The 21,149-nt window shown below is 69.5% G+C and carries 17 protein-coding genes; 9 read left to right on the top strand and 8 right to left on the bottom strand.

Annotated elements, in window-relative coordinates; all coding sequences use genetic code 11:
- Positions 1 to 34: 34 nt before the first annotated feature.
- The 3 genes from QNO26_RS11540 to QNO26_RS11530 are packed head-to-tail and all read left to right on the top strand — an operon-like array spanning position 35 to position 3,149.
- Complete coding sequence (locus QNO26_RS11540) at positions 35 to 1,993, top strand: DUF6541 family protein (RefSeq protein ID WP_257526538.1); 1,959 nt, start codon at positions 35 to 37, stop codon at positions 1,991 to 1,993.
- A gap of 32 nt (positions 1,994 to 2,025) precedes the next feature.
- On the top strand, positions 2,026 to 2,754 hold the full coding sequence (locus QNO26_RS11535; protein ID WP_257526539.1) for a glycosyltransferase family 2 protein: 729 nt from the start codon (positions 2,026 to 2,028) through the stop codon (positions 2,752 to 2,754).
- Positions 2,751 to 3,149 carry a DUF2304 domain-containing protein gene (locus QNO26_RS11530; protein WP_257526540.1) on the top strand — a complete coding sequence of 133 codons (399 nt, stop codon included), beginning with the start codon at positions 2,751 to 2,753 and terminating at the stop codon, positions 3,147 to 3,149. Before QNO26_RS11535 ends, QNO26_RS11530 begins: the two co-directional genes overlap by 4 nt.
- Here the strand turns inward: QNO26_RS11530 and QNO26_RS11525 are convergent.
- The gene (locus QNO26_RS11525) at positions 3,134 to 4,024 is read right to left on the bottom strand and encodes a glycosyltransferase family 2 protein (protein WP_257526541.1); all 891 of its coding nucleotides are present in this window, start codon (positions 4,022 to 4,024) and stop codon (positions 3,134 to 3,136) included. The genes QNO26_RS11530 and QNO26_RS11525 overlap by 16 nt on opposite strands.
- A complete protein-coding gene (locus QNO26_RS11520; protein WP_257526542.1) occupies positions 4,021 to 4,884 on the bottom strand; it encodes a glycosyltransferase family 2 protein in 864 nt (287 codons plus the stop codon). The genes QNO26_RS11525 and QNO26_RS11520 overlap by 4 nt, the downstream gene beginning before the upstream one ends.
- 88 nt (positions 4,885 to 4,972) lie before the next feature.
- Between QNO26_RS11520 and QNO26_RS11515 the strand changes: the two genes are divergently transcribed.
- The 4 genes from QNO26_RS11515 to glf all read left to right on the top strand — a co-directional run bounded on the left by QNO26_RS11515 (position 4,973) and on the right by glf (position 9,546).
- Positions 4,973 to 6,163, top strand: a complete 1,191-nt coding sequence (locus QNO26_RS11515) for a glycosyltransferase (protein ID WP_257526544.1) — start codon at positions 4,973 to 4,975, stop codon at positions 6,161 to 6,163.
- A 74-nt stretch (positions 6,164 to 6,237) separates the two neighbouring features.
- Positions 6,238 to 7,122 carry a glycosyltransferase gene (locus QNO26_RS11510; RefSeq protein ID WP_257526545.1) on the top strand — a complete coding sequence of 295 codons (885 nt, stop codon included), beginning with the start codon at positions 6,238 to 6,240 and terminating at the stop codon, positions 7,120 to 7,122.
- A 20-nt stretch (positions 7,123 to 7,142) separates the two neighbouring features.
- Positions 7,143 to 8,363 (top strand): polysaccharide biosynthesis protein, encoded by a 1,221-nt coding sequence (locus QNO26_RS11505; RefSeq protein WP_257526546.1) that lies wholly within the window; start codon positions 7,143 to 7,145, stop codon positions 8,361 to 8,363.
- 46 nt (positions 8,364 to 8,409) lie between these two features.
- Positions 8,410 to 9,546 carry a UDP-galactopyranose mutase gene (gene glf / locus QNO26_RS11500; RefSeq protein ID WP_257526547.1) on the top strand — a complete coding sequence of 379 codons (1,137 nt, stop codon included), beginning with the start codon at positions 8,410 to 8,412 and terminating at the stop codon, positions 9,544 to 9,546.
- A 23-nt stretch (positions 9,547 to 9,569) separates the two neighbouring features.
- Here glf and QNO26_RS11495 read toward each other — a convergent pair whose 3' ends face one another.
- Both QNO26_RS11495 and QNO26_RS11490 read right to left on the bottom strand, forming a co-directional pair.
- Positions 9,570 to 12,653 carry a glycosyltransferase gene (locus tag QNO26_RS11495; protein WP_257526549.1) on the bottom strand — a complete coding sequence of 1,028 codons (3,084 nt, stop codon included), beginning with the start codon at positions 12,651 to 12,653 and terminating at the stop codon, positions 9,570 to 9,572.
- A gap of 39 nt (positions 12,654 to 12,692) precedes the next feature.
- Entirely contained in the window at positions 12,693 to 13,664 is a 972-nt protein-coding gene (locus tag QNO26_RS11490) for a rhamnan synthesis F family protein (protein ID WP_257526550.1), read from the bottom strand.
- A gap of 223 nt (positions 13,665 to 13,887) precedes the next feature.
- On the opposite strand from QNO26_RS11490, the gene QNO26_RS11485 reads away from it, so the two are divergent.
- A complete protein-coding gene (locus QNO26_RS11485) occupies positions 13,888 to 14,679 on the top strand; it encodes an ABC transporter permease (protein WP_257526551.1) in 792 nt (263 codons plus the stop codon).
- A complete protein-coding gene (locus QNO26_RS11480) occupies positions 14,679 to 15,428 on the top strand; it encodes an ABC transporter ATP-binding protein (protein ID WP_257526552.1) in 750 nt (249 codons plus the stop codon). Before QNO26_RS11485 ends, QNO26_RS11480 begins: the two co-directional genes overlap by 1 nt.
- Before the next feature lie 3 nt (positions 15,429 to 15,431).
- Here QNO26_RS11480 and QNO26_RS11475 read toward each other — a convergent pair whose 3' ends face one another.
- From QNO26_RS11475 to QNO26_RS11460, 4 genes are read right to left on the bottom strand one after another with little or no spacing between them, the layout of a single operon-like run.
- Entirely contained in the window at positions 15,432 to 17,339 is a 1,908-nt protein-coding gene (locus tag QNO26_RS11475) for a glycosyltransferase (protein ID WP_257526553.1), read from the bottom strand.
- A gap of 17 nt (positions 17,340 to 17,356) precedes the next feature.
- Entirely contained in the window at positions 17,357 to 18,352 is a 996-nt protein-coding gene (locus tag QNO26_RS11470; protein WP_257526554.1) for a glycosyltransferase family 2 protein, read from the bottom strand.
- A gap of 12 nt (positions 18,353 to 18,364) precedes the next feature.
- The gene (locus tag QNO26_RS11465) at positions 18,365 to 19,705 is read right to left on the bottom strand and encodes an O-antigen ligase family protein (RefSeq protein WP_257526555.1); all 1,341 of its coding nucleotides are present in this window, start codon (positions 19,703 to 19,705) and stop codon (positions 18,365 to 18,367) included.
- Positions 19,702 to 21,105, bottom strand: a complete 1,404-nt coding sequence (locus QNO26_RS11460) for an O-antigen ligase family protein (protein ID WP_257526556.1) — start codon at positions 21,103 to 21,105, stop codon at positions 19,702 to 19,704. The genes QNO26_RS11465 and QNO26_RS11460 overlap by 4 nt, the downstream gene beginning before the upstream one ends.
- Positions 21,106 to 21,149: the final 44 nt, after the last annotated feature.

Genomic DNA, 21,149 nt, shown 5'->3' with positions numbered 1-21,149 from the left:
ACGCTTGGGTTCCAGGACAGGGCACCGAACGCCCGTGGAGGGCCTTGTGGACTGGATACAACTGGCGCTGGCCGTGCCCGTCGCCGCGATCGTTCTCTGGCTGCCCGGCGCGATCCTCGGCTGGCTGGCCGGGCTGCGCGGCATGCTGCTGCTCGCGCTGGCACCCGGGTTCGGGGCGTCCACCGTCGCCGTGGCGGCGACGGCCGCACCGCTGGTGGGCTTGGCGTGGTCGCCCCTCGCGCTCGCCGCAGCCACCCTCGTCCTGGGGGCGGTCGTCGCGGGACTCCGCTTCGTGCTGGCGCGCGGCGGGCGTTTCGCGCTTCCGTCGCTGCGTCTGCCGTGGGTCGTCGGCATCGGCGTGCTCCTGGCCGCAGGGCTGCTGTCGTGGCGCGTAGGGCAGACGCTCGGCGACCCCGAGGCCATCTCCCAGACCTTCGACAACATCTTCCACCTGAATGCCGTGCGCTTCATCCTCGACACCGCTGACGCGTCGTCGATGTCGGTGGGGCTGCTGACCACTCCTGCCGGTCTGCAGTCGTTCTACCCGGCCGAGTGGCACGCCCTCGTGGCACTGGTCGTGCAGCTGACCGGGGCATCGATCCCGCTCGCGGTCAACGCCGTCACCATCGTGGTGGCGGCCCTCGTCTGGCCGATCGGCGCGATGCTGCTCGCACGAACGCTCTTCGGTGGCGGGACCGCGCTGATGGTCGCCACGGCGGTGGTCTCCACGGCCTTGCCGCAGTTCCCGCTGCTGCTCATGCAGTACGGCGTGCTCTACCCGCTCCAACTCGGCTTCGCCCTCCTCCCGGGCGCGCTCGCGGCACTCGCGCTCGCGCTGGGCATCGGCCCCTCGCGCACGAGGACTGTCCCCGCGGCATGGGGCGCGGTGCTGGTGGCCGGACTGCTCCCCGGACTCGCCGTGGCCCACCCGGGCGCTTTCGTGGCGTGGCTGGCCCTCGGCGCACCGCTGGTCGTGGTCGCGCTCGTGCGCGCGCTGCGCACGGGCACGAGCGTGCGGCGGGCGGCGCTGCTCGGTGCCTTCGCGGTTTATCTCGTTGCGGGCGTGGTGCTCGTGAAGCTCCTGCGCCCGCCGGCCGAGGCGCGCGGCTGGCCGCCCACCGATTCGCTCCCTGGCGCGCTGCTGGATGCTCTCACGCTCGGGGCGTACGGGTTCGTGCCCGCCTACCTGGTCGCGGCGCTCGCCCTCTTCGGTGTCGCGGTGTCGCTGCGCCGCCGCTCGGCCGGTGACATCGCCGCCGTCGGCATCTGGGCGATCGCGGTGCTGCTGTACGTCGTCGTCGCCGGGTGCTCCGTGTGGGTCATCCGTGACGTTCTGACGGGGAGCTGGTACAACAACATCCCTCGACTCGCCGCTCTGCTGCCCATCGCCGCCGTGCCACTGGCGGCACGGGGCGCACAGGCGATCTGGTCATGGTCGACGAGCAAGGCGAGCCGCGTGCTGCCGCACGGGTCGGCCCTGTGGTGGACCGGGGCGGTGGCGGCCACGGCGGCTCTCGTGGCGGTGGCGCAGGTGGGGCCCATGCCCGCGGCGGTCCGCAAGGGTCATGAAGCGCACTTCGCACTCAGCGGGCACTCCGCACTGCTCAGCACGGACGAGCTCGCTCTCCTCGATCGGCTCGATCAGCTCGTGCCGCGGGACGCCGTCATCGCCGGGAGTCCGTGGACGGGCGCCGCGCTGGCGTACGCGCTCGCCGGCATCCCCGTCCTCATGCCGCACACGCTCATGTACGAGACCGAGGAGATCCGCGAGATCAACGGCGGACTCGCGGATGCCGTGGAGGGCGACGAGGTCTGCGACGCCGTCGAAGAGACGGGAGTCGAGTACGTGCTGGACTTCGGCACACGCGAGGTGCCCCCTGGCTTCGACGGTCGGCGCTACCCGGGCCTGGACGGGCTCGCCGATTCGGCGGCGGTCGAGCTGGTCGATCAGCAAGGCGACGCGAAGCTCTACCGCGTCGTGGGGTGCGAGTGAGCGGCGCCGCGGTGGGTAACATGATCGACGACATGGTTTCCCCGGATCGCATCCTCGTCATCGTGCCCGCGTGGAACGAGGGCGACGGGGTCGGTGACACCGTCACCGCGATCCTGCGGGCGCACGACTCGCTCGACGTGGTCGTCGTCGATGACGGGTCCACCGACGACACCGCCGTGCGCGCACGAGCGGCGGGGGCGAAGGTCATTCCGCTGCCGTTCAACCTCGGCGTGGGGGGCGCGATGCGCACCGGCTTCCTCTTCGCGCAGCGTCACGGCTACCAGCGTGCGATCCAGGTGGACGCCGACGGGCAGCACAACCCCGACGACGTCCTGCGGGTCGTCGCGGGTCTGGAGCATGCCGACATCTCGATCGGGGCGCGCTTCGCCGACGTCGGGGAGTACACCGTCAAGGGTCCGCGGCGCTGGGCGATGGTGGTCCTGGCCGGAGTGCTGTCACGCGTGGCCCGCACCAAGCTCACCGACGTCACGAGCGGGTTCCGCGCGGCGAACCGCCGGGCCATCGATCAGTATGTGCGCTACTACCCCGCGGAGTATCTCGGCGACACGATCGACTCCCTGGTGGCTGCCGTGCACGCCGGACTCACGGTGACCCAGGTCGGCGTCGCCATGCGACCACGAGCCACGGGACGCCCCAGCCACAGCCCGCTGCGGGCCATGATCTACCTGTTGCGGTCCGGTTTCGCGCTGAGCCTCGCGCTGCTGCGCCGGCCCGAGCGCGTGGCGGGAGCGAGCGCATGACGGTCATCATCGGGATCCTGCTCGCATCCGTCATCATCGGCGTGGTGATGTGGTTGCTCATCACCCGTGCCCTGCGCGAGAAGTACGCCGTCCTGTGGCTGGCCATCGGCGTGCTGGTGCTGATCCTGGGACTGTTCCCCGGGCTCTTGGCGACCGTCGCTCGGTGGCTCGGGGTCGCACTGCCGTCCAACCTGATCTTCGGCCTGGCGATCCTTCTGCTGCTGGGAGTGGCCCTCCACCTCTCGTGGGAGCTCTCGCGTGCCGAAGACGAGATCCGCCGGGTGGCCGAAGAGTCGGCGCTGCTGCGGGCGGACCTCGAAGCGGTGCAGCAACGCCTCGCCGTGCTGGAGGCAGACGCCTCCAGCGACGATGCCCCGGGTCAGCCCACGACGTGACGGAGCAGGCGGCCCGCCTGCCGGGGATGGCCGCTGAGGAGCGCGGCTGCCGCCTCACTGCCGGCGTTGAGCCGGGACACCACGCGACGCCTCGCGATGCGCGCGGCGTCGCGCCAGCCGGCCTCGTCGAAACGCTGCGCGTAGGCGTCGAACAGCTCTCGCTCCTGGACGAACCGCAGGCCGGCGCTCGCCGTGACGGCGGAGGCGGAGGCGCGGTGCCGACGGTAGAGGAAGCACACGTCGTCGGAGATCACCATCGAGCCGCCGCGTAGTGCGATGTCCATCAGCAGCGCCAGGTCGAGCGCGATGTCATACCGGTGGTCGAACCCGATCGCCTGCGCGGACCGGGTTCGCCAGGTGATGGACGGGAAGTACGCCCAGTCGGCCCGGATGAGGCTGGTCGCCATCTCGTGCGCATCGAGAACGCGGTCCTCGCCCGTCACGCGGGGGCGGAGGACGGCTTTCACCCGGTCGGCGAGCGGGCGTGAGGGCCGGCCGCTCTCATCGATCACGGCGACGCCGGGCTGGATGACGTCGACCTCGGGGTGGCGGTGCGCCAGCCGCTGCACGGTCGCGAGGTAGTCCGGCAGCATCACGTCGTCTCCGCCCATGACGACGAAGTGGTCGGATCGCACCAGCGACAGACACCGGCTGAAGTTGCGCGCCACGCCGAGGTTCTCGTCGTTGCGGATGTACTCGATGCGCGGATCGTCCAGCGACAGCAGCCAGTCCCGTGGCTCGAGCGACGGGTAGTGGTCGTCCACGCAGACCAGGCGCCACTCTCGGTGGGTCTGTGCGCGCACGCTGTCGACGGCCGCCCTGAACTGCGAGATCTCGCCGTAGAAGGGCAGCATCACATCGAAGCGGCCGGTCATGCGCGGCCTTCGGGCGGATGCCCCGACAGCCCGCGCCTGCCGTCGCGCCAGCCGCGCCAGGCGGCTCCGAGAGCGGGGCGGCGTGCGTGCAGCACGGCCCAGGCTGCTTCCTCGGCGACGCGACGCAGGACCGCTGGGATGCTGCGATACGACGGGACGCCGGCCACGTGGGCGAACAGCGTCATGTTGCGGACCCCCAGGTAGAGGGGGTGGGCGCCGGGCTGCTGGTAGGCGATCGCGGTCGGGACGATCACGGTGCGGCGGCCGGAGCGCGCCAGCCGCCAGGCGGTGTCGACGTCTTCGAAGTACAGGAAGTACCGCTCGTCCATGCCCCCGATCGCATCCAGTGCGGCGACGTCGTACAGCACGATCGCCCCATCGACCCAGTCGACGGGATAAGGCTCGACGTGTGAAGCGGGGACGGTGGTGTTCCACGCCCGTCCGCCCGCAGTGAGTCGGCCGCCGGCCGAGAAGACACGTGCCGGGTCCGACGCCAGGCGCAGCACGGGAGCCGCCGCAGCCACTCGATCGTCTTGGAACGCCTGGGCGAGCTGGGCGACCAGGTCATCCTCGAACCGCGCATCGTGCGTGAGGACGAGGAGGTGAGGCAGACCGAGGCCGGCGGCGACGACGCGCGCCTCGTTGACAGCAGCGGAGTATCCGGGGTTGTCGGGGCGCCGCACGAGGGTGCAGCGGTCGGCGAGCTTGGAGTCGGTGAGGACCCGTTCGCTGAGGTCTCCGGCGTTGTCGACGACGACGACATGAGCAGGTGGGGGTGACTGTCGCGCGAGAGCCTCGAGCACGGCGGCGACCAGCTCCGGGCGGCGATAGCTGATGACGACGGTGGCGTACTGTTCCATAGTGCGTGTCCCGCTCGAACCTGTCTCGGAGGATGCTTTCATGACGTCGAATGCACTCGGAAGCGGGTCTCGACCGATGCTCGCCAGCGTGACCAAGTATATCCCGCATGCCGGCATCCCCCATGCGGGCGGACAGTACCTGCTCAGTCACTATTCGGCGTTGCAGTCCGAGTTCGACATGCGGTTCATCGCGCCGGACACGTCGGACAACAGGTCGGCGTCCACTCTGTTCGGGCAGGGCGAGCGCACCGCGCTGGTCACCGGGCGCGGTCTGCTCCGTGGCGGCAGGTTCAAGCTGCTCGGCGACCTCGAGTCCGCATGGGCGGGAAGCGCCGTCACCCGGAACGTGCGCACCGCATTCGCCCATGGAGACGCACCGTGGCGCGTGCTGGAGCAAGCGGACCTCATCGAGTTCCAGTGGAGCGAGATGATGGCGCTGGCGCCGCTCGTGCGCGCTCGACTGCCCCGCACCCCGCTGGTCGGCATCGCCCACGATGTGATCACGCAGCGGTGGAACCGTGCGGCGCAGACCTCGGCAGGCCCGATGCGTGTCGCGTATCGAATGGCGGCGCGGCGCAGTGCACCGAGGGAGACGCGGTCATTCTCCGCACTCGACCGGGTGATCGCCTTCAGCGACAAGGATGCCGCTCTGATCCGGGAGATGGAGCCATCGGTCCGGGTCGAGACGGTGCTGCCCGGGCTGGGACCGCTGCCCGGACACGCCGTCGTGCGCAACGAGGATCCCGCGGCGCCGGTCGTGCTTTTCACCGGTGCGCTGAACCGCGCCGACAACCACAACGGGGTCGTGTGGTTCCTGGAGCAGGTGTGGCCGCGCGTCGCGTCAGAGGCGCCGTCCGCGCGTTTCGTCATCGCCGGCGCACATCCGCGGCCGGCGCTCGCTCGCCTCGTCGACCGCCTGCCGCGGGTCGAATTGACCGGATTCGTCGACTCGCTCGAGCCGTACTACGCATCGGCCACGGTGTTCGTGGCGCCGATCTTCACCGGCGCGGGCGTGAAGTTCAAGACGATCGACGCGATGCTGCGCTCCGTCCCCATCGTCGCGACGCCGGTGGGGGCCGAGGGGATCGACGGTCCCGACGTGTTCGCGGCGGTCACGGACGACGCCGACATCTTCGCGTCAGCGGTGGTGGGGACCCTTCGCTCTCCTGACGTCGACGCCACGGCCAGGGCGGCCCGATGGGCGGAAGACCACTACGGTCTCCGCGCTTTCGGTGGGCGGCTGAGGGGTGTCTACGAAGATGTTCTCCAATCTGCATGACGTAGGATCGGGTGCTTGCGGCTGGCGCACATGAGTCCTGTTGGGGGAGCGAGATGTCACGAAGGGTGGCCGCCGTGGTCCCCGTGTTCCGACCGCCCGCGGACTTCGGCTCGAGGGTGCAGGCGCTCGCCGACGAGATCGACCACGTCGTCGTCGTCGACGACGGCAGCGGCGGTCTCGCCGCTCTGGCCATCGATCACCCTCGCATCACGCAGATCTCCCTCGCCGAGAACAGTGGGATCGCGCGCGCACTGAACGTGGGCATCGAAGCCGTCAAGAGCGCCGGCGCCGATCTGATCCTCACGCTCGACCAGGACTCCACGGCGCCCCCTGGGTACGTGGATCGCGCCATCGCCACACTCGACAACGCGCGGGCTGCGGGCGTCCGGGTCGCGGCGGTGGTTCCCGAGACGGTCGGGACCCAGCATGTGATGCGCCGCAGGGGGTCCGCATATGCGTTCGACCCGATCCAGGCCGGGCAACTGATCCCCGTCGAGGTGCTCGACCGTGTCGGCCCGTTCGCCGAAGAGCTGTTCATCGACGCCGTCGACTCCGACTTCACCATCCGTGCCGAGAATCTCGGCTACGAGTTCGTCGTCGCCGAAGGCTCGGCCATCGGGCACGGCCTGGGCGAGCTGGTTCCGTTGATGGTCTTCGGTCGACGGGTGGTGCTGGCCGGCCGACCTCGCCACGTGCTCTACCACGCCCCCTTCCGCACGTACTACATGGCGCGCAACAGTGTCGTGCTGATCCGACGCCACCGGCGCGGCCGCGCGCGCTGGATGGTGTGGCGCACGTGGAAGATGACCGAGATGATCGTCGGCTGCGTCGCGCTCTCGCCCGACCGGGCCGCGCAGCTGCGCGCCCTCTCCCTCGGCATCCGGGACGGTGCGCGCGAGCGGCTGGGACGGATCCCCGGAGCGACCGAGGCCCGCATCCGGGGGCGGCGATCCTCGTGAGGCGTCTGTTCGGGCATGCTTTGGTCCGACGAAGCGCGCTGTTCGGCATCTCGATCGTGGCATCCACCCTCGTGGGGCTGTTCTCCATTCCGGTGCTCATCTCCCGGTTCGGTGCAGACCTGTGGGGGCTGCTGGCGGTCATGCAGGTCGCCTGCCAGTTCTTCGCGGTGCTCGTCGCGTTCGGCTGGGGGGCCACCGGCCCGAGCATGGTCTCGGCGCTGCCGGCCCATCAGCGCAAATCGGTGTTCCGGCAGTCCCTGGCGTTCCGCGGTGTGCTCTTTCTCGTGCTGGCGCCTGTCGCGGCGATCACCTGCCTGCTCCTCACGGGCCAGCCGACCGCCGTGGTCGCCCTCGCGGCGGTCAGCTATGTCACCCCGGGGCTCAGCGCCGCCTGGTACCTGGTGGGCACGAACCGGCCGGTGGCCCTGTTCTTCTGGGACGCCCTCCCGGCGATCCTCGGCCAGGTCGCCGGGCTGCTCGTGGTGCTCGTCGTCCCCGAACTCTGGGCGTATCTGCTGTGCACCGCCATCGCCGGGGTCGGTGGGGCCGTCGGCTCGGCGATCTACGTCCTCACCCGCCGCTCGGACGGCAGGGTGCGCGGCGTGGCGCCGACGCCCACGACCGACCTCGTCCGCTCGCAGTTCGCCGGGGTCTCGAGCACCATGTCCGCGAGCGTCTGGACGGCGGCGCCGCTCGTCTTGGTGCAGGCGCTGGCTCCGGCCGCCGCGCCGGTGTACGCCGTGGTCGACCGATTCATGAAATACGGGGTGCTCGCGCTCGCCCCGGTGCTGCAGGCGGTCCAAGGATGGGTGCCGGAGGCGGGCCAGGCTGAGGTGCGCACGCGCGCGCTGCAGGCGGTGCGTGTCAGCATCGGGGTCGGCGGCCTCGGCGGCGTCCTGCTGGCCGCGCTCGCGACACCGGTCTCCGCCGTGCTCACCCTGGACGAGGCCACGATGCCGTGGATCATCAGTGTGATCTGCGGTGCGGCGTTCCTGGGGGAGTGCGTCGCGCAGATCGTCGGGCTGTCCTCGCTGGTCGCCCTCGGGGGCGCGCGTCAGCTGGCCGTCTCCTCCCTCGCCTCCGCCATCCTGGGGGTGCCGCTCATGGCGCTGCTCATCGGGCTCTGGGGGCTCATCGGGGCCGCCGTGGGGCTGTTCATCGTGGCGTCGGCGCTCGCCGTCTACCGCGTGGCGCACGCCCGCCGTCTCGCCGTCGCGCGCGGCGCCGCAGAGGCCGTCTAATAGAATCTTCTGGTCGGCTCCGATCAGCCGGCAGAAGGCGCGGTTCATGGACATCCTCATCGTCGGCTCCGGCTTCTTCGGTCTGACAGTCGCCGAGCGGGCGGCCGCGGCCGGCCGCAAGGTCACGGTGATCGATCGCCGCCACCACATCGGCGGCAACGCCTACAGCGAGGAGGAGGCGACCACCGGAATCGAGGTGCACCGGTACGGTGCGCACCTCTTCCACACCTCCAACGCCACCGTGTGGGAGTACGCCAACCGCTTCACCGACTTCACCCGCTACGTCCACCGCGTCTACACCAACCATGCGGGGGTCGTGTATCCGCTGCCGATCAATCTCGGCACCATCAACCAGTTCTTCCAGGCGGCATACAGCCCGGGGGAGGCCCGTGCGCTCGTCCACGAGCAGGCGGGCGAGTTCGATCCGCAGACCGCGCAGAACCTCGAGGAGCGCGGTATCGGACTGATCGGGCGGCCGCTCTACGAGGCCTTCATCCGCGACTACACGGCGAAGCAGTGGCAGACCGATCCGAAGGATCTCCCCGCAGAGGTGATCAGCCGCCTCCCCGTGCGCTACACCTACGACAACCGGTACTTCAACGACACCTGGGAGGGTCTGCCCGTCGACGGGTACACCCGCTGGCTCGAGCGCATGGCCGACCACCCCAACATCGAGGTGAAGCTCGGTGTGGACTACTTCGACGAAGGCCAGCCGCTCAACAAGAAGGCCACCGTCGGCCAGCTGCCGATCGTGTACACCGGTCCGGTGGACCGCTACTTCGACTACGCCGAGGGGGCGCTGTCATGGCGCACGCTCGACTTCGAGGAGGAGGTGCTCGACATCGGGGACTTCCAGGGCACCCCGGTGATGAACTACGCCGACGCGGACGTGCCGTACACCCGCATCCACGAGTTCAAGCACTTCCACCCCGAGCGCGGGGACCGCTATCCCGCGGACAAGACGGTCATCATGCGCGAGTACTCGCGCTTCGCCACGCGTGACGACGAGCCGTACTACCCGGTCAACACCGCGAGCGACCGTGCGGGTCTGCTGGCCTACCGGGAGCTGGCCAAGGGTGAGCGGGACGTGTATTTCGGCGGCCGCCTGGGCACCTATCAGTACCTCGACATGCACATGGCGATCGGCGCCGCGCTGTCGATGTGGAACAACGCGCTCGCCTGACCGCCGGTCCGGCGCGGGCCGCCCTAAGCGGACCCGCGCCGAGCTTCGATCGCAGACTGGAGCAGCGTCCGGGCGCGAGCGTCGAAGGAGTGCTCCTCGACGATTCTGCGCGCCACTGCCGGGTGCGCGCGATCCCAATCGTCGAATCCCGCCTGCAGCATGCCGACGAGCTGGGCCGGCGACCCGAACGTGCGCACGGCGTCCCCGAAGATCTCATCCAGCCCTTCGACGTCGTCCGTGAGGACGCGCCCACCGGAGGCCACGACGTCGAACACTCGGTTCGAGATGAAGCCTTCGCGGCGCATGTCCTCCCAGTGGTCGTTGAGGACCACTCCTGCGCGCGCGTAGTAGTCCGAGAGCTCGTCGTTCGGCACATAACTGCCTGCGATCTGATCGGGGCCGAGGAACGACGACCAGTCCGGTCCATAGACCTTGACGTCGATCCCGGCCTCGACGGGAGCCATGACGACCGGACGCGGGACATCCCGGCTCTTCCCGACGAACAGGATGTCGTCCCCGGGCTCGGCATCCCCGGGGTGGAACAGCCCGGCGTCGGTGCACTGGAGCAGAGGGCGCACGGCGACACCCCAGCGCTCGGTCGCCGCAACGGCCCAACGGGTGGATGCCGCGAAGGCGAGGTCGTACGAACGCAGCTCCGCGGCGGTCACCAGTTCCGGATGACTGATGACCCAGACCATCGAGAGGCCGGGTGTGGTCGGCTCCCAGCGGTCGAGGCCGCGAATCACGAGTGACACGTCGTCGAGGTACGCCGTCGAGCGCGAATGCGCCTCGCGGAAGTCGATGACGACTTCCTGCCCCAGGCGCCGCAGCGCGTCGGCCAGCGAGCGAGCGAAGTGCGTGTCTCCCCAGGCTTCGCCGATCTTCCCCACGGGAGCGGCGATCTTGATCGCCCAGCGCAGCCGCGGCATTCCTTCCGACGTCGCCGGGACATTCCGCTCGACGACCGGCCGCCACGCAGGTCCGGCGGGCGCTTTCCCCTCCTGTGTCAGCGGGAGAAGCGCGGCGATGTGCTGCCCGAGGGGCTCGTACCAGGTGTTCCACGGCGTCGGCTTCATCGTGCGGGTGCGCTGCGTGAGGGCGAGCAGCGTGCCGGAAGGGTCCTTCTTGCGAACCGAGGAGTCGGCGGTCCGCCGCACCCGGATCCTCGTCATGATCACGCTCGGGACAGGAGGGGTCAGCTGCCGCGCGTCGAGACTGAGCGCTGTCGTCTCGAACTCGTTCCACAGCAGAGGGTCCAGACCGCCCGCATCGAGGAAGACATCCGTGCGCGCGGCGAAGACCGCTTGCCCCAGCGCCGGCACGTCGACAGCGTCCGGCAGGGCATCCGCATCCTCGACCGGATGCTCCCCGAGGATCGCGCACGGTTCACGCGTTCCCTTGACCCAGCCGAGGCCGAGATCACCGATGGTGCCATCGGGGTTCTGGACGAGCGGCGCGACGATCGCCTGGCGGGTCTCCGCCTCGTGGGCCAAAGCTCTGATGCTGGTCGCATCGAGATGAAGGGTGGGGCCCACGACGACGAGCGTGTTCCGATCGACGTGGGGCATGATGCGGTCCACCGCGAAGGCGAACGGCTCATGGTTGACGTAGTTGTGCACTTGGAGCCGAGGGGCGGTGAGAGCGCCCATCGAGGCGAGCATCCACTCATCCCGCGTGGGCGCGACCATCGCGACGTGGATGGAGACGTCCTCATCCCGTGAGAGGGCGGCGAGCTGATCCAGTTTGCCGTGGAGGGCGCGGTCGCCCCTTTCGATCACCTGCAGAACGCTGATCCCGTCGACGCGGGGACGCGTGCGCAGCTCCGCCCAGTCGACCTGGTGACGCAGCCGGACCACGTTGTTCCAACCCAGTGCCTCGGTGGCGGATATGCGGTCGGTCGAGGAATCGGAGTTGTCGTACACGGCGCCGACAGTGGGGATGTGCCGGATCGGGGTTTCATCCGCGATGCGAAGGATGAGATCGTAATCCACCGCGCGGCGCAACGAGGTGTCGAAGCCGCCCACGGCCTCGATCACCGAGCGCTTGACCACCAGGGTGTTCAGATCGATCGTGTTGGCGATCGCGAGGCTGGCTCGGTCGGGCTGCGTCTGGCGGAATGCGCGAAGACGGCCGTGGTCGACCTCGATGGTGGCGAACGCGGCGTCGTCGCCGTCGGCCTCCATGGCGACGATCATGTCGGTGAGGAAGTGCGGTTCCCAGGCGTTGTCGCTGTCGATGAATGCGACGTACGTCCCGTTCGCGGCCGCGATGCCCGCGTTCCTCGCCGCGCTGACGCCCGCGTGTTCGCGCTCGACCAGCCTGATGCGGGGGTCGGTGGCGGCGGCGCCGGTGACGACCGCCGCGGTGTCGTCCCACGAGCCGTCGTCGACGATGATCAGCTCCCAGTTCTGCCAGCTCTGGGCCCGAACCGCGTCGATCATGTTCCGGATGGCCGGGCCGCGGTTCCAGGTCGCGCAGATGATCGACACCATCGGCGGCCGCGCGCTGGCGTCCCATTCACGCCCGAGGCGGCGGGCGTGCCCGAGCTTGAGGCTCATCTGCCGTGCATCGTGGTGTCGCCGATCGTCCGTCCACGACTCGATGGCCAGCCCGGCGATCTTGTAGAAGTCGCTCCATGGGATCTGGCCGATGCTCATGCTGCCGTGCACCGGGATCGGCGTCGAGGGATCCTTGCTGACGGCTTCCCACAGGAAGCCCACCGGCCCGCCGGGATGGGCGGAGGCCTCAGGATGCCGACGCAGCGTCGCCCGCACGTCCCACACAGGGCTCACCGGGATGGACCAATCGCGTCTGGCCACGTACTCGTAGATGATCGGACGGCCCTGCGAGTCGATGGACTCGTTCAGGAGGTAGTTGTCGACCAGCGCGTTGAGCGTCATCCCCTCGAGGTGGCCCTGGCGCACGTAGTGCTCCGCGGCTTCCTTCTCGGTGATGGCTGATACGCCGAGCTGCCGGGCGTAGAGATTCGCGTCGATGATGCCGGCGCGCAGGAGTCGCCGGACGCGCCGGGCGGGGTCGCTGCGTTCGAGCACACGGCGCACCGCAGGGACGGATCTTGCGTAGCGGCTCGCGTCTCGCGCGGCCACGACTGCTTGCTGTCGGAGCGGAATCATGTTGCTTCCTCGCTAAACGGGACGCGCGGAGTAGCCGACACGATGCGCGGTCCACCGGGAGAGGCGCGCGGGAGGGCGGTTGTCCGTGGGGCGGTCGGGGTAGAGGGGGTCCGTCTCGCGCAGATACTCGCGGACGCCGGCGAAAGCTCCGGGGTAGGCGTCCTCGCAGAGGCTGAGCAGCTTTTCCGTGTCGAGCCAGTGCGAGTCGTAGCGCAGGGTGTCGAACTTCACCAGCGGCATCCGCTCGGACGCGAAAACGGAGTCGGCATACACGATGGCCGCGTTGAGCGCGTCCGCCTGCGTCAGGTCGTTCTTCCGGCGGGGGTCGAAATGAGCATCGGATGCGGTGGGGAACACCGCCGGCCAGCGCACGTGCCGAAGGCGGAGCATGCGCGTGCCTCTCCGGATCGCCCGCATCCGCTCGCCGTCGGTCGGGGTGAAGTACGTTCCCAGAGCGAATCCGGCCTCGCGGAACGCCCTGCTGAGTCCGATCTCGTGCGCCATGATCGTCGCCATGCGCGTCGGGGCGGGGCGCCACCCGCGCCAGAACCGCTCGAACGCCTGCGAATGCAGGGCGGGTCGGGTGAAGTACAGGAAGTAGCTCTGGATGTGCCGTCCGTGCCGGGCGGACCCCGTGATCCCCCACACATCCGCCGGCTTCGTCGACATCTCCTCGATCATGGCGTCGAGGGGGCGGAGCAGGCCGACGTAGGTGTCGTTCGTGAGCAGCAGCTCGTCGTAATCCTGGGCGAACCCGTTGTCAGCGAGCACCTGGTGCCATGAGCCGAAATCCTGCCCGATGTTCGGGCGTGTGACGAGGGACGCGCGTTGGCGTATGGCCTGGGAGGCATCGTCGGTGAGCACGCTCGTGCTGGCGACGACGACGTCGTCGAAGGTCGATGACAGCTGATCCAGCAGTTGCAGGAAATGCGGCGCTGCGGCGCCGCGGGGATCCCAGTGGGCGACGATCGCGAGGCGGCTCATAGGTTCTCGCACCGGCGCGGCGAGTCGGATGACGGCAGGGGGATGCCTATCGGACGAGGCGTTGAATGCGAGCACATAGTAAAGCGGGTGGCGGCCTTCCCAGGGGGTGCGAAGCTCTTGCCGGTGACGGCGGCGGATTCCCGTACGATCCTAACCCTCCGCCACCGCGGCGTTTGCCCGGCGTCGTCAGCTGAGCGATGGAGGTGGACCGTAGACTCGGTGCGTGACCAGTGCGACCGTCGGTACCCCCGGTTCTCCGCGGCGCTATCTCCACTCCCTCTGGCTGCTGACCGCGCGCGATCTGAAGGTGCGCTACGCAACCAGCGCGCTGGGGTATCTCTGGTCGGTGCTCGACCCCTTGGTCATGAGCGGGATCTACTGGTTCGTCTTCACGCAGATCTTCAACCGCGGCGTCGGTGAGAACCCGTACATCGTGTTCCTGATCACGGCGCTGCTGCCCTGGGTGTGGTTCAACGCCGCCGTGAGTGACTTCACGAGGGCGTTCAACAAGGACGCGCGGCTCGTGCGCTCCACCTCGATCCCCAGGTCGATCTGGGTCAACCGCATCGTGCTGAGCAAGGGGATCGAGTTCCTCTGCTCGCTGCCTGTGCTGATCGGTTTCGCTGTGTTCGCGGGAGCGCACGCCGGCTGGGGCCTGCTGTGGTTCCCGCTGGCCGTGCTGCTGCAGGCGATGTTGCTGGTCGGGCTCGGCCTCATCGTCGCGCCGCTGTGTGTGCTGTGGGCGGATCTGGAGCGGACCACGCGTCTGGTGCTGCGGGCGCTCTTCTACGCCTCGCCGGTGATCTACGGTGTGAAGGACCTTCCCGGTGCGTTCGCCGACCTCGCCGTCATCAACCCGTTGGCCGGCATCTTCACGCTGTACCGCGTCGGCTTCTTCCCCGATCAGTGGGACACTGCGGCGGTCGTCGGCTCGGCCTGCGTCAGTGTGCTGGTGCTCGTGCTGGGCGTGCTGGTGTTCCGGCGCCTCGAGCCCGCGGTGTTGAAGGAGCTGTGATGGGCGTCGACTTCGCGATAGAAGCCCGTGATCTGGGGGTGCGCTTCCGCCGTGGCCGCCGTGGCGGCCGCAATCTCAAGGACCTGTTCGCCGGGCGCTCGCGTCGCAGCCGGCCGGGGGAGTTCTGGGCGCTCAAAGATGTCTCGTTCACCGTGCGCCCCGGTGAGGCGATCGGCGTCGTGGGTCGCAATGGTCAGGGCAAATCCACGCTGCTGAAGCTGGTCGCGGGGGTGCTGCTGCCCGACGTGGGGGAGGTCGTCGTGAACGGAGGTGTGGCGCCCCTCATCGAGATCACGGGCGGGTTCGTCGGCGACCTCACGGTGCGCGAGAACGTCTACCTGACGTCGGGGCTGCACGGGATGACGCGGGCGGAGGTGAGCCGTCGCTTCGACGGCATCATCGCGTTCGCCGAACTCGCCGACGCAGTGGACACCCCCTACAAGCACCTCTCCAGCGGAATGAAGGTACGACTGGCGTTCGCCGTCGTCTCCCAGCTCGAAGAGCCGATACTGCTGGTCGACGAAGTGCTGGCGGTCGGGGACAAAGCCTTCCGCGAGAAGTGCTACCGTCGCATCGACGAACTGCTCGCGCAGGGGCGCACGCTGTTCTTCGTCAGCCACAACGAGCGCGATCTGCGCCGCTTCTGCACGCGCGGCCTGTACCTGGACGGTGGGCGTCTGGTGATGGACGCGCCCATCGAGGAGGTGCTCGCGCGCTATGACGAGGACTACGGAACGCCGAAGCGCTGACGCTCAGCGGTCGCGGAACACCTCGCGCCACGACTGCTCGCCCGTGATCTCGGGCAGCGCGGCGCGGTACTGCGCCGACAGTCGTGGCCATTCCCGCCGCAGCCGGCGGTGCAGGCGTACGCTGTCCACCAGCATCCGGCGGTACTTGGCCCGGTCGCGGGTGTAGATGTTCTTCCCGGATCCGTCGGCGGCGCTCACCAGCGCGCTGTCGTAGCGGGGCAGGCGCCACCAGTGCGCGTCGTTCTTGCCGAACTCGACCTCGGGCATCGCCAGGTTCTCCGGGCGGGGCGCGTGCAGCCAGTGCGCGACGAGGGTCGACGCGGTGAACAGCCGCAGCCGCCAGCCGGTGGGGTTGTCGTAGTCGTTTCGCCGGGACCAGCGGAAGACCTGGCGACCGCGACGCGAGCGCAGCGGGACGCCGTCGTCCTTGTGCACGACCGTCTCGGGGAAGCTCGGAGCCAGTGCCCGGGCCTCCGGCATCGCCGTGGCCAGCGTCCGCGTCATGTGCGCAGGGCCGGAGAGCACGTCGCGCAGCGCCTTGTGCCGCAGCGCCACGGGGTAGTACTGCATCATCATCAGGTGCTTCAGGTCCACCCGACGGCTGTGCCGCAGCAGGGTTCCACCGCCCGGCGCGCGCGAGTGCAGCAAGCCGGCGACGATGCGGTTGCGCGCATGGAAGTAGGCCTGCCAGTCGATCGAGTCGTCCTTGCCGACCCAGGACACGTGCCAGAGGGCAGCGCCCGGCAGCGACACCGTGGGGTAGCCGGCGTCGCGTGCACGCAGGCAGAACTCCGCGTCGTCCCATTTGATGAAGGCCGGAAGCGACAGCCCGACGGCGCGGATGACCTCCACCGGGATGAGGCACATCCACCAGCCGTTGTAGTCGGCGTCCAGGCGCATGTGCAGCGTCGGCGACTGCCGCAGGTTCGCCACCGAGAAATCGTGCGGCATGCGCTCCTGGTAGAGCGTGCGCCACATGAACGGCTCGTCGTCGACGACCTCCGCCCACGCGTGCAGCTTGGCGCGATCGAGCAGGTCGAACATGTGGGCGCCCACGATCGTCGGCGTCGAGGCGTAGCGGCCGAAGACGATCGACCGGCGCAGCGACTCCGGCTCGATGCGCACGTCGTCGTCGAGCAGCTGGACGAAGTCGCTGTCGGGGCGGTCGAGGGTCTCGAGCATCGCGCGCGCGAATCCGCCCGAGCCGCCGAGGTTGGGTTGACGGATCACCTGGAGGGTGTCGCCGAGGGCGCCGGCGACCTCGTCGTAGCCCTCCTCGTCGGCGACCAGCTGCGTGCCTTGATCGATGAGGAAGACGCGGTCGACCAGCTCGAGGAGGTCTCCGGACTCGGAGAGGTCGCGCAGCGTCCCGACGCAGTAGTCCGGCTTGTTGTAGGTGGTGATGCCGATGGATGCCCGGCCCGCGCGGACCGGCTCCTGCTCGGTGGACCAGTCGGCCCCCTCGAAGACGGCATCCGTCTCGTCGGCGGCGATGTCGAACCAGATCCAGCCGCCGTCGCTGTACTGATCGAGTCGCAGCGTGAAGTGCGTGGTCGAGGAGCCGGTGACCTCGCGCGTCTCGATGCGCTGCTTCACGCCGGTGCCGTTTGAGCGGTAGACCAGGATGGTCGCCGGGCCGTCGGTGCGCACGGTCAGCGTCACGTCACGCACCGCGGTCCAGTGCTGCCAGTACGAGGCGGGGAACGCGTTGAAGTAGGTTCCGAACGACACCCGGCGGCCGGCGACGATGCGGGCGCGGTGGCGGCCGAGGATGTTGCCGAGCTGGGCGACCGAGCTGACCCGCACGGGCTCCTCATCGATCGACGTCCACGTCTCGGGGTCGACGTAGAGGGGGAGCAGGTCGGGATCCCGGTCCAAGGGCAGGACGGCGGTCTGAAGCACGTGAGCCACGAGGGGCCTCCTCGGTGTCAGTGGTCGGTCGGAGCGGAGACCGCGAGCGGAGGCATCGGCTTCCACGTGGCATCCTTGGCGATCTTGCGCCCGTCGCGGAGACCGCGGAACAGGTTCGACGTGCCACGGACGGTGTGCTCGACGAACAGCAGCCGGATGAGCTCCTTGCCGAAGGTCAGCGCGGTTCCGAGCCCGAACAGCACGGGCTGGTACACGCCCAGCGCCCGGTAGTACTGCTTCATATGACCGCGGTTGCGCATGATGTAGTACCGGTAGGCGTCGCTGGAGGCGTTCATGTGGCGGATGCCCATGTCCCACTGGCGGATCTCACGCGTGCGGCGCAGCACGAACTCGTCGACGATGACGGCGGTGGTCTTTCGCGAGGCCAGCCAGCCGTACATCTGGTCGTCCCAGTAGATGAAGAACCGCGGATCCGGCAGGCCGATCTGCGCGACGATGTCGCGGTGGATGAACATCCCCTCGAAGCAGCCGGAGTTCATCACCTTGTAGCCGGAGTCGTCGAATCCGGCAGGGGCGAAGGGGATCGGAATGGCCATCGACTCGGCGATGCGGTACTGCCAGTAGAACTCGCTGCCGTCGTAGTCGTAGCGCCGCCCCTGGATGGACTTGAACCGCGGGGCCCACGCGCCCATGCGGGCGAGGCCGTCGGGCATGACCTCGACGTCGTCGTCCATGAGCCAGATCCACGTCGATCCCAGCTCGTAGGCGATGCGCATCCCCTCGCTGAACCCGCCGGAGCCGCCGGTGTTGGTGTCCAGGCGCCGGTACACGATCTCGGTGCCGATGCCGTCGCGGAACGATTCGACGACGTCGGTGGTGTCATCGGTCGATGCGTTGTCGACGATGACGAGGTGACCGGGCTTGGGCTCCATGTTCGAGATGCTCTCGAGCAGCCGCGTCAGCAGGCCCGACCGGTTGTAGGTGACGACCGCGATCGTCGCCGAAGCGGGGTCGAAGGGCGCGGAGGCGGGGGCGTCGGGAACGGAGGGCATGGCGCGTCGATCCTACCCCGCCCCGCCCCGGGAGCCGTCTGGGAGGTCCACCGCCGGGGGGAGGTCGGTTCCTGCGGACGCCTCGTCGATGCGTTCGCGCCATGAGCGGGACTGTCCGGCCCGCAGCGCACACAGCGCGAGCATCAGCCAGCCGTAGCCGGAGAGGGTGAAGCTCTCGAACACCGAGTCGACCAGAAGCGCCACGAGGATCAGCGGTGTCCAGGCGTAGACGATCGATCGCCGCTCGCCGGCGACGACCCAGGAGCGCACGAAGGCGAGTCCCGCGAACACGGCGAACAGCACCAGCCCCACCCAGCCGACCTGGAGGAGCACGTCGAAATAGGCGTTCAGCGCCGAAAGGTGACCCTCGCGCAGGATGTAGTTGATGGTGCCGAACGGGAAGTCGTCGGTCCACGCGCCGGTCCAGCCCCACCCCTGGATGGGCCGCGCCCGCACGAACACCACGATCTGCGCCCACAGGTCGGAGCGGGTCGAGAAGTCGCGAGCGGCACCGATCCAGGCGATGATCGTGTGCCGCCCGAGGTAGGCCACGACGAGTCCGAGAGCGAGCGCGGCACCGAAGGCCCACTGCACCGAGAGGCGCCGCGCGGCGGGGGTGTGCCGCACGACGGCGAGCGCGCCGGTGGCGGTGGCCACGGCGACCGCCAGCACGAGCACGGTGGGGGAGTCCGACAGCGCCGCCAGCGAGCCGGCCAGCACGGCGGAGTACAGCGACACCCCCGGTCGCACCGAAAGGGTGCGGTACTCCACCAGGAAGGTGATGAGGGCCAGCACCGCGACGAACCCGAGCGAGTTGCGGGTGCCGAAAATGCCCTCGATCGGTCCCAGCTGGGCGATGTTCCCCTCGACGCCGATGAAGTTCAGGGGCATGTCGAGCAGGATGCCGGAGAGGATCTCGAGCGCCAGCGACACCGTCAGCAGCACGCGCATCACATCGCCCAGGGCGCGGGCGGTCTGGAGGGTGTCGCGCACATGGCCGATGACGACGGCGATGAACGCCAGTCCCGTCATACCGAGCCATGCCGCGATCGTGCCGGCGGCATCCTGGCTCCACGACACGCTCGCCAGCAGCCACAGGAGGAAGACGATCAGGGTGGTGGGCGCCAGGCGCAGCGCGGAGAGCTCGCGGCGACGCGCGGCGAGGATCGCCGCCCCCACGATGCAGAGCCCCCCGATGATCGTGAGGTAGGTCACGCGGCCGGAGAGCCGCTCGATCACATAGCCGGCGAACACGGCCCCGAGCGCGGCGTGGGTGTAGGCGCTGGCCATCGCGGCCGATGCCAGCAGTCCCGCCGGTCCTCGCCCGCCGGCGAGCGGGATGAGGCCGGTCATGCCGCCCGCGGCGGCAGGTCGCCGCGCTCGTGCGCGAACGTCTGCTCGGCGGGACCGACGCCGACCAGCGGCGCCTGCTTGACCTTGAAGGCGAACAGCACCACCGCCATCCAGCCCCACAGCACCAGCGGACCGGACTCGGCCAACCCCTGCACCAGCAGCACAGCGCCGGTCAGCGTCGGCAGCAGCGTGAGCGGCGAGTAGGGGCGGTCGGCGCGCAGATCCCAGCGGGGCCGGTCCACGGCGAAGAACCAGGACCGCCAGATGAACGCCAGGTAGGTCGTCGCCAAGAGCACGACGCCGATCACGCCCAGTTGCATGAAGACGTCGATCCACATGTTGTGGGCCTGCAGCACCGAGACGCCGTGGTCGATGATCCACCCGTCGAACGCCGGATCCCAGGGGAGCCAGGGCGAGGCGAAGCCCCATCCCGCGACGGGGCGCTCCGCGGCGCGCTCGAGCACGCTCTGCCAGATGCCCTCGCGGCCGGTGAGGTCGGCGGTGCGGCCCAGCAGCCCGAACACCACATCCCGCAGCAGCCAGGCGGCGGCCAGGCCGCCCAGGGCGACGGCCGCGTACACGATGTAGTACCGGGTGCGCTCGCCGGGGCGACGGGTGGTGCGCATGATCAGCACCGTGATGAGCACCACGACGACCATGAGCGCCGCCAGGTAGGCGGTGGCGGAGTCGGCGCGCAGGAACAGGAACGCCGCGGCGGCGATCCACCCCCAGAGGAGGGCGCGGTGCGGCACGCGGGCGGCGTAGCGCACGGCGAACACGATGATCGCGAACAGGGCGGCGTACGCGAGCGGGTTGGCACTGCCGAAGATGCCCTGGATGCGGCCGCCGTCGAACAGGTTGTCGCGCGACCAGTAGACGATCGGGTCGGGTGCGGGAGTCAGCGGGATCACGAACCGCGGAAGGACCGGGCCGCCCACGAACAGCGACACCCACAATTCGAACGCGAGCGAGAGGACCACGACCCACTTGAACGCCGTCGACAGGGCGCGCACCAGTTCGGGCCACGTGAGGATCGCGCCGACGAAGAGCGCCTGGAAGGTCGTCACCGCGAGGAGCGCCAGCGTGAGCGCGGTGGTCTCCGGCCAGGCGGTCCACAGCAGCGACAGCGCCGCGAAGGCGACGTAGGCCAGGGCGAACCAGGGGAGGCGTCGCCACTGCACGATGGGCCGCGCCACGACCCAGACCGCGGCCGACACGACGACCGTGGCCACCCCGATCACGGCGGCGACGGTCTCGCCGAAGGCCAGCACCAGAGCGGTGCCGCAGATCGTGGTCAGCAGCACGAGCACCGCCCACGCCCGCACCAGCAGCACCCCGGTCCGCTCACGCGCAGGGGCCGCCGGGGGCGCGGCGACCGGATGCGTGGTGTGGACGGCCATGGTGTGTTCAGGCTACCGCTCGCCACTTCGCGTGCAGCGCGGGC

The sequence above is a fragment of the Microbacterium sp. zg-Y1090 genome (assembly GCF_030246945.1).
Lineage (GTDB): Bacteria > Actinomycetota > Actinomycetes > Actinomycetales > Microbacteriaceae > Microbacterium > Microbacterium wangruii.
Note: the sequence above shows the minus strand (reverse complement) of the source record. Positions and strands in the feature narration are given on the sequence as shown.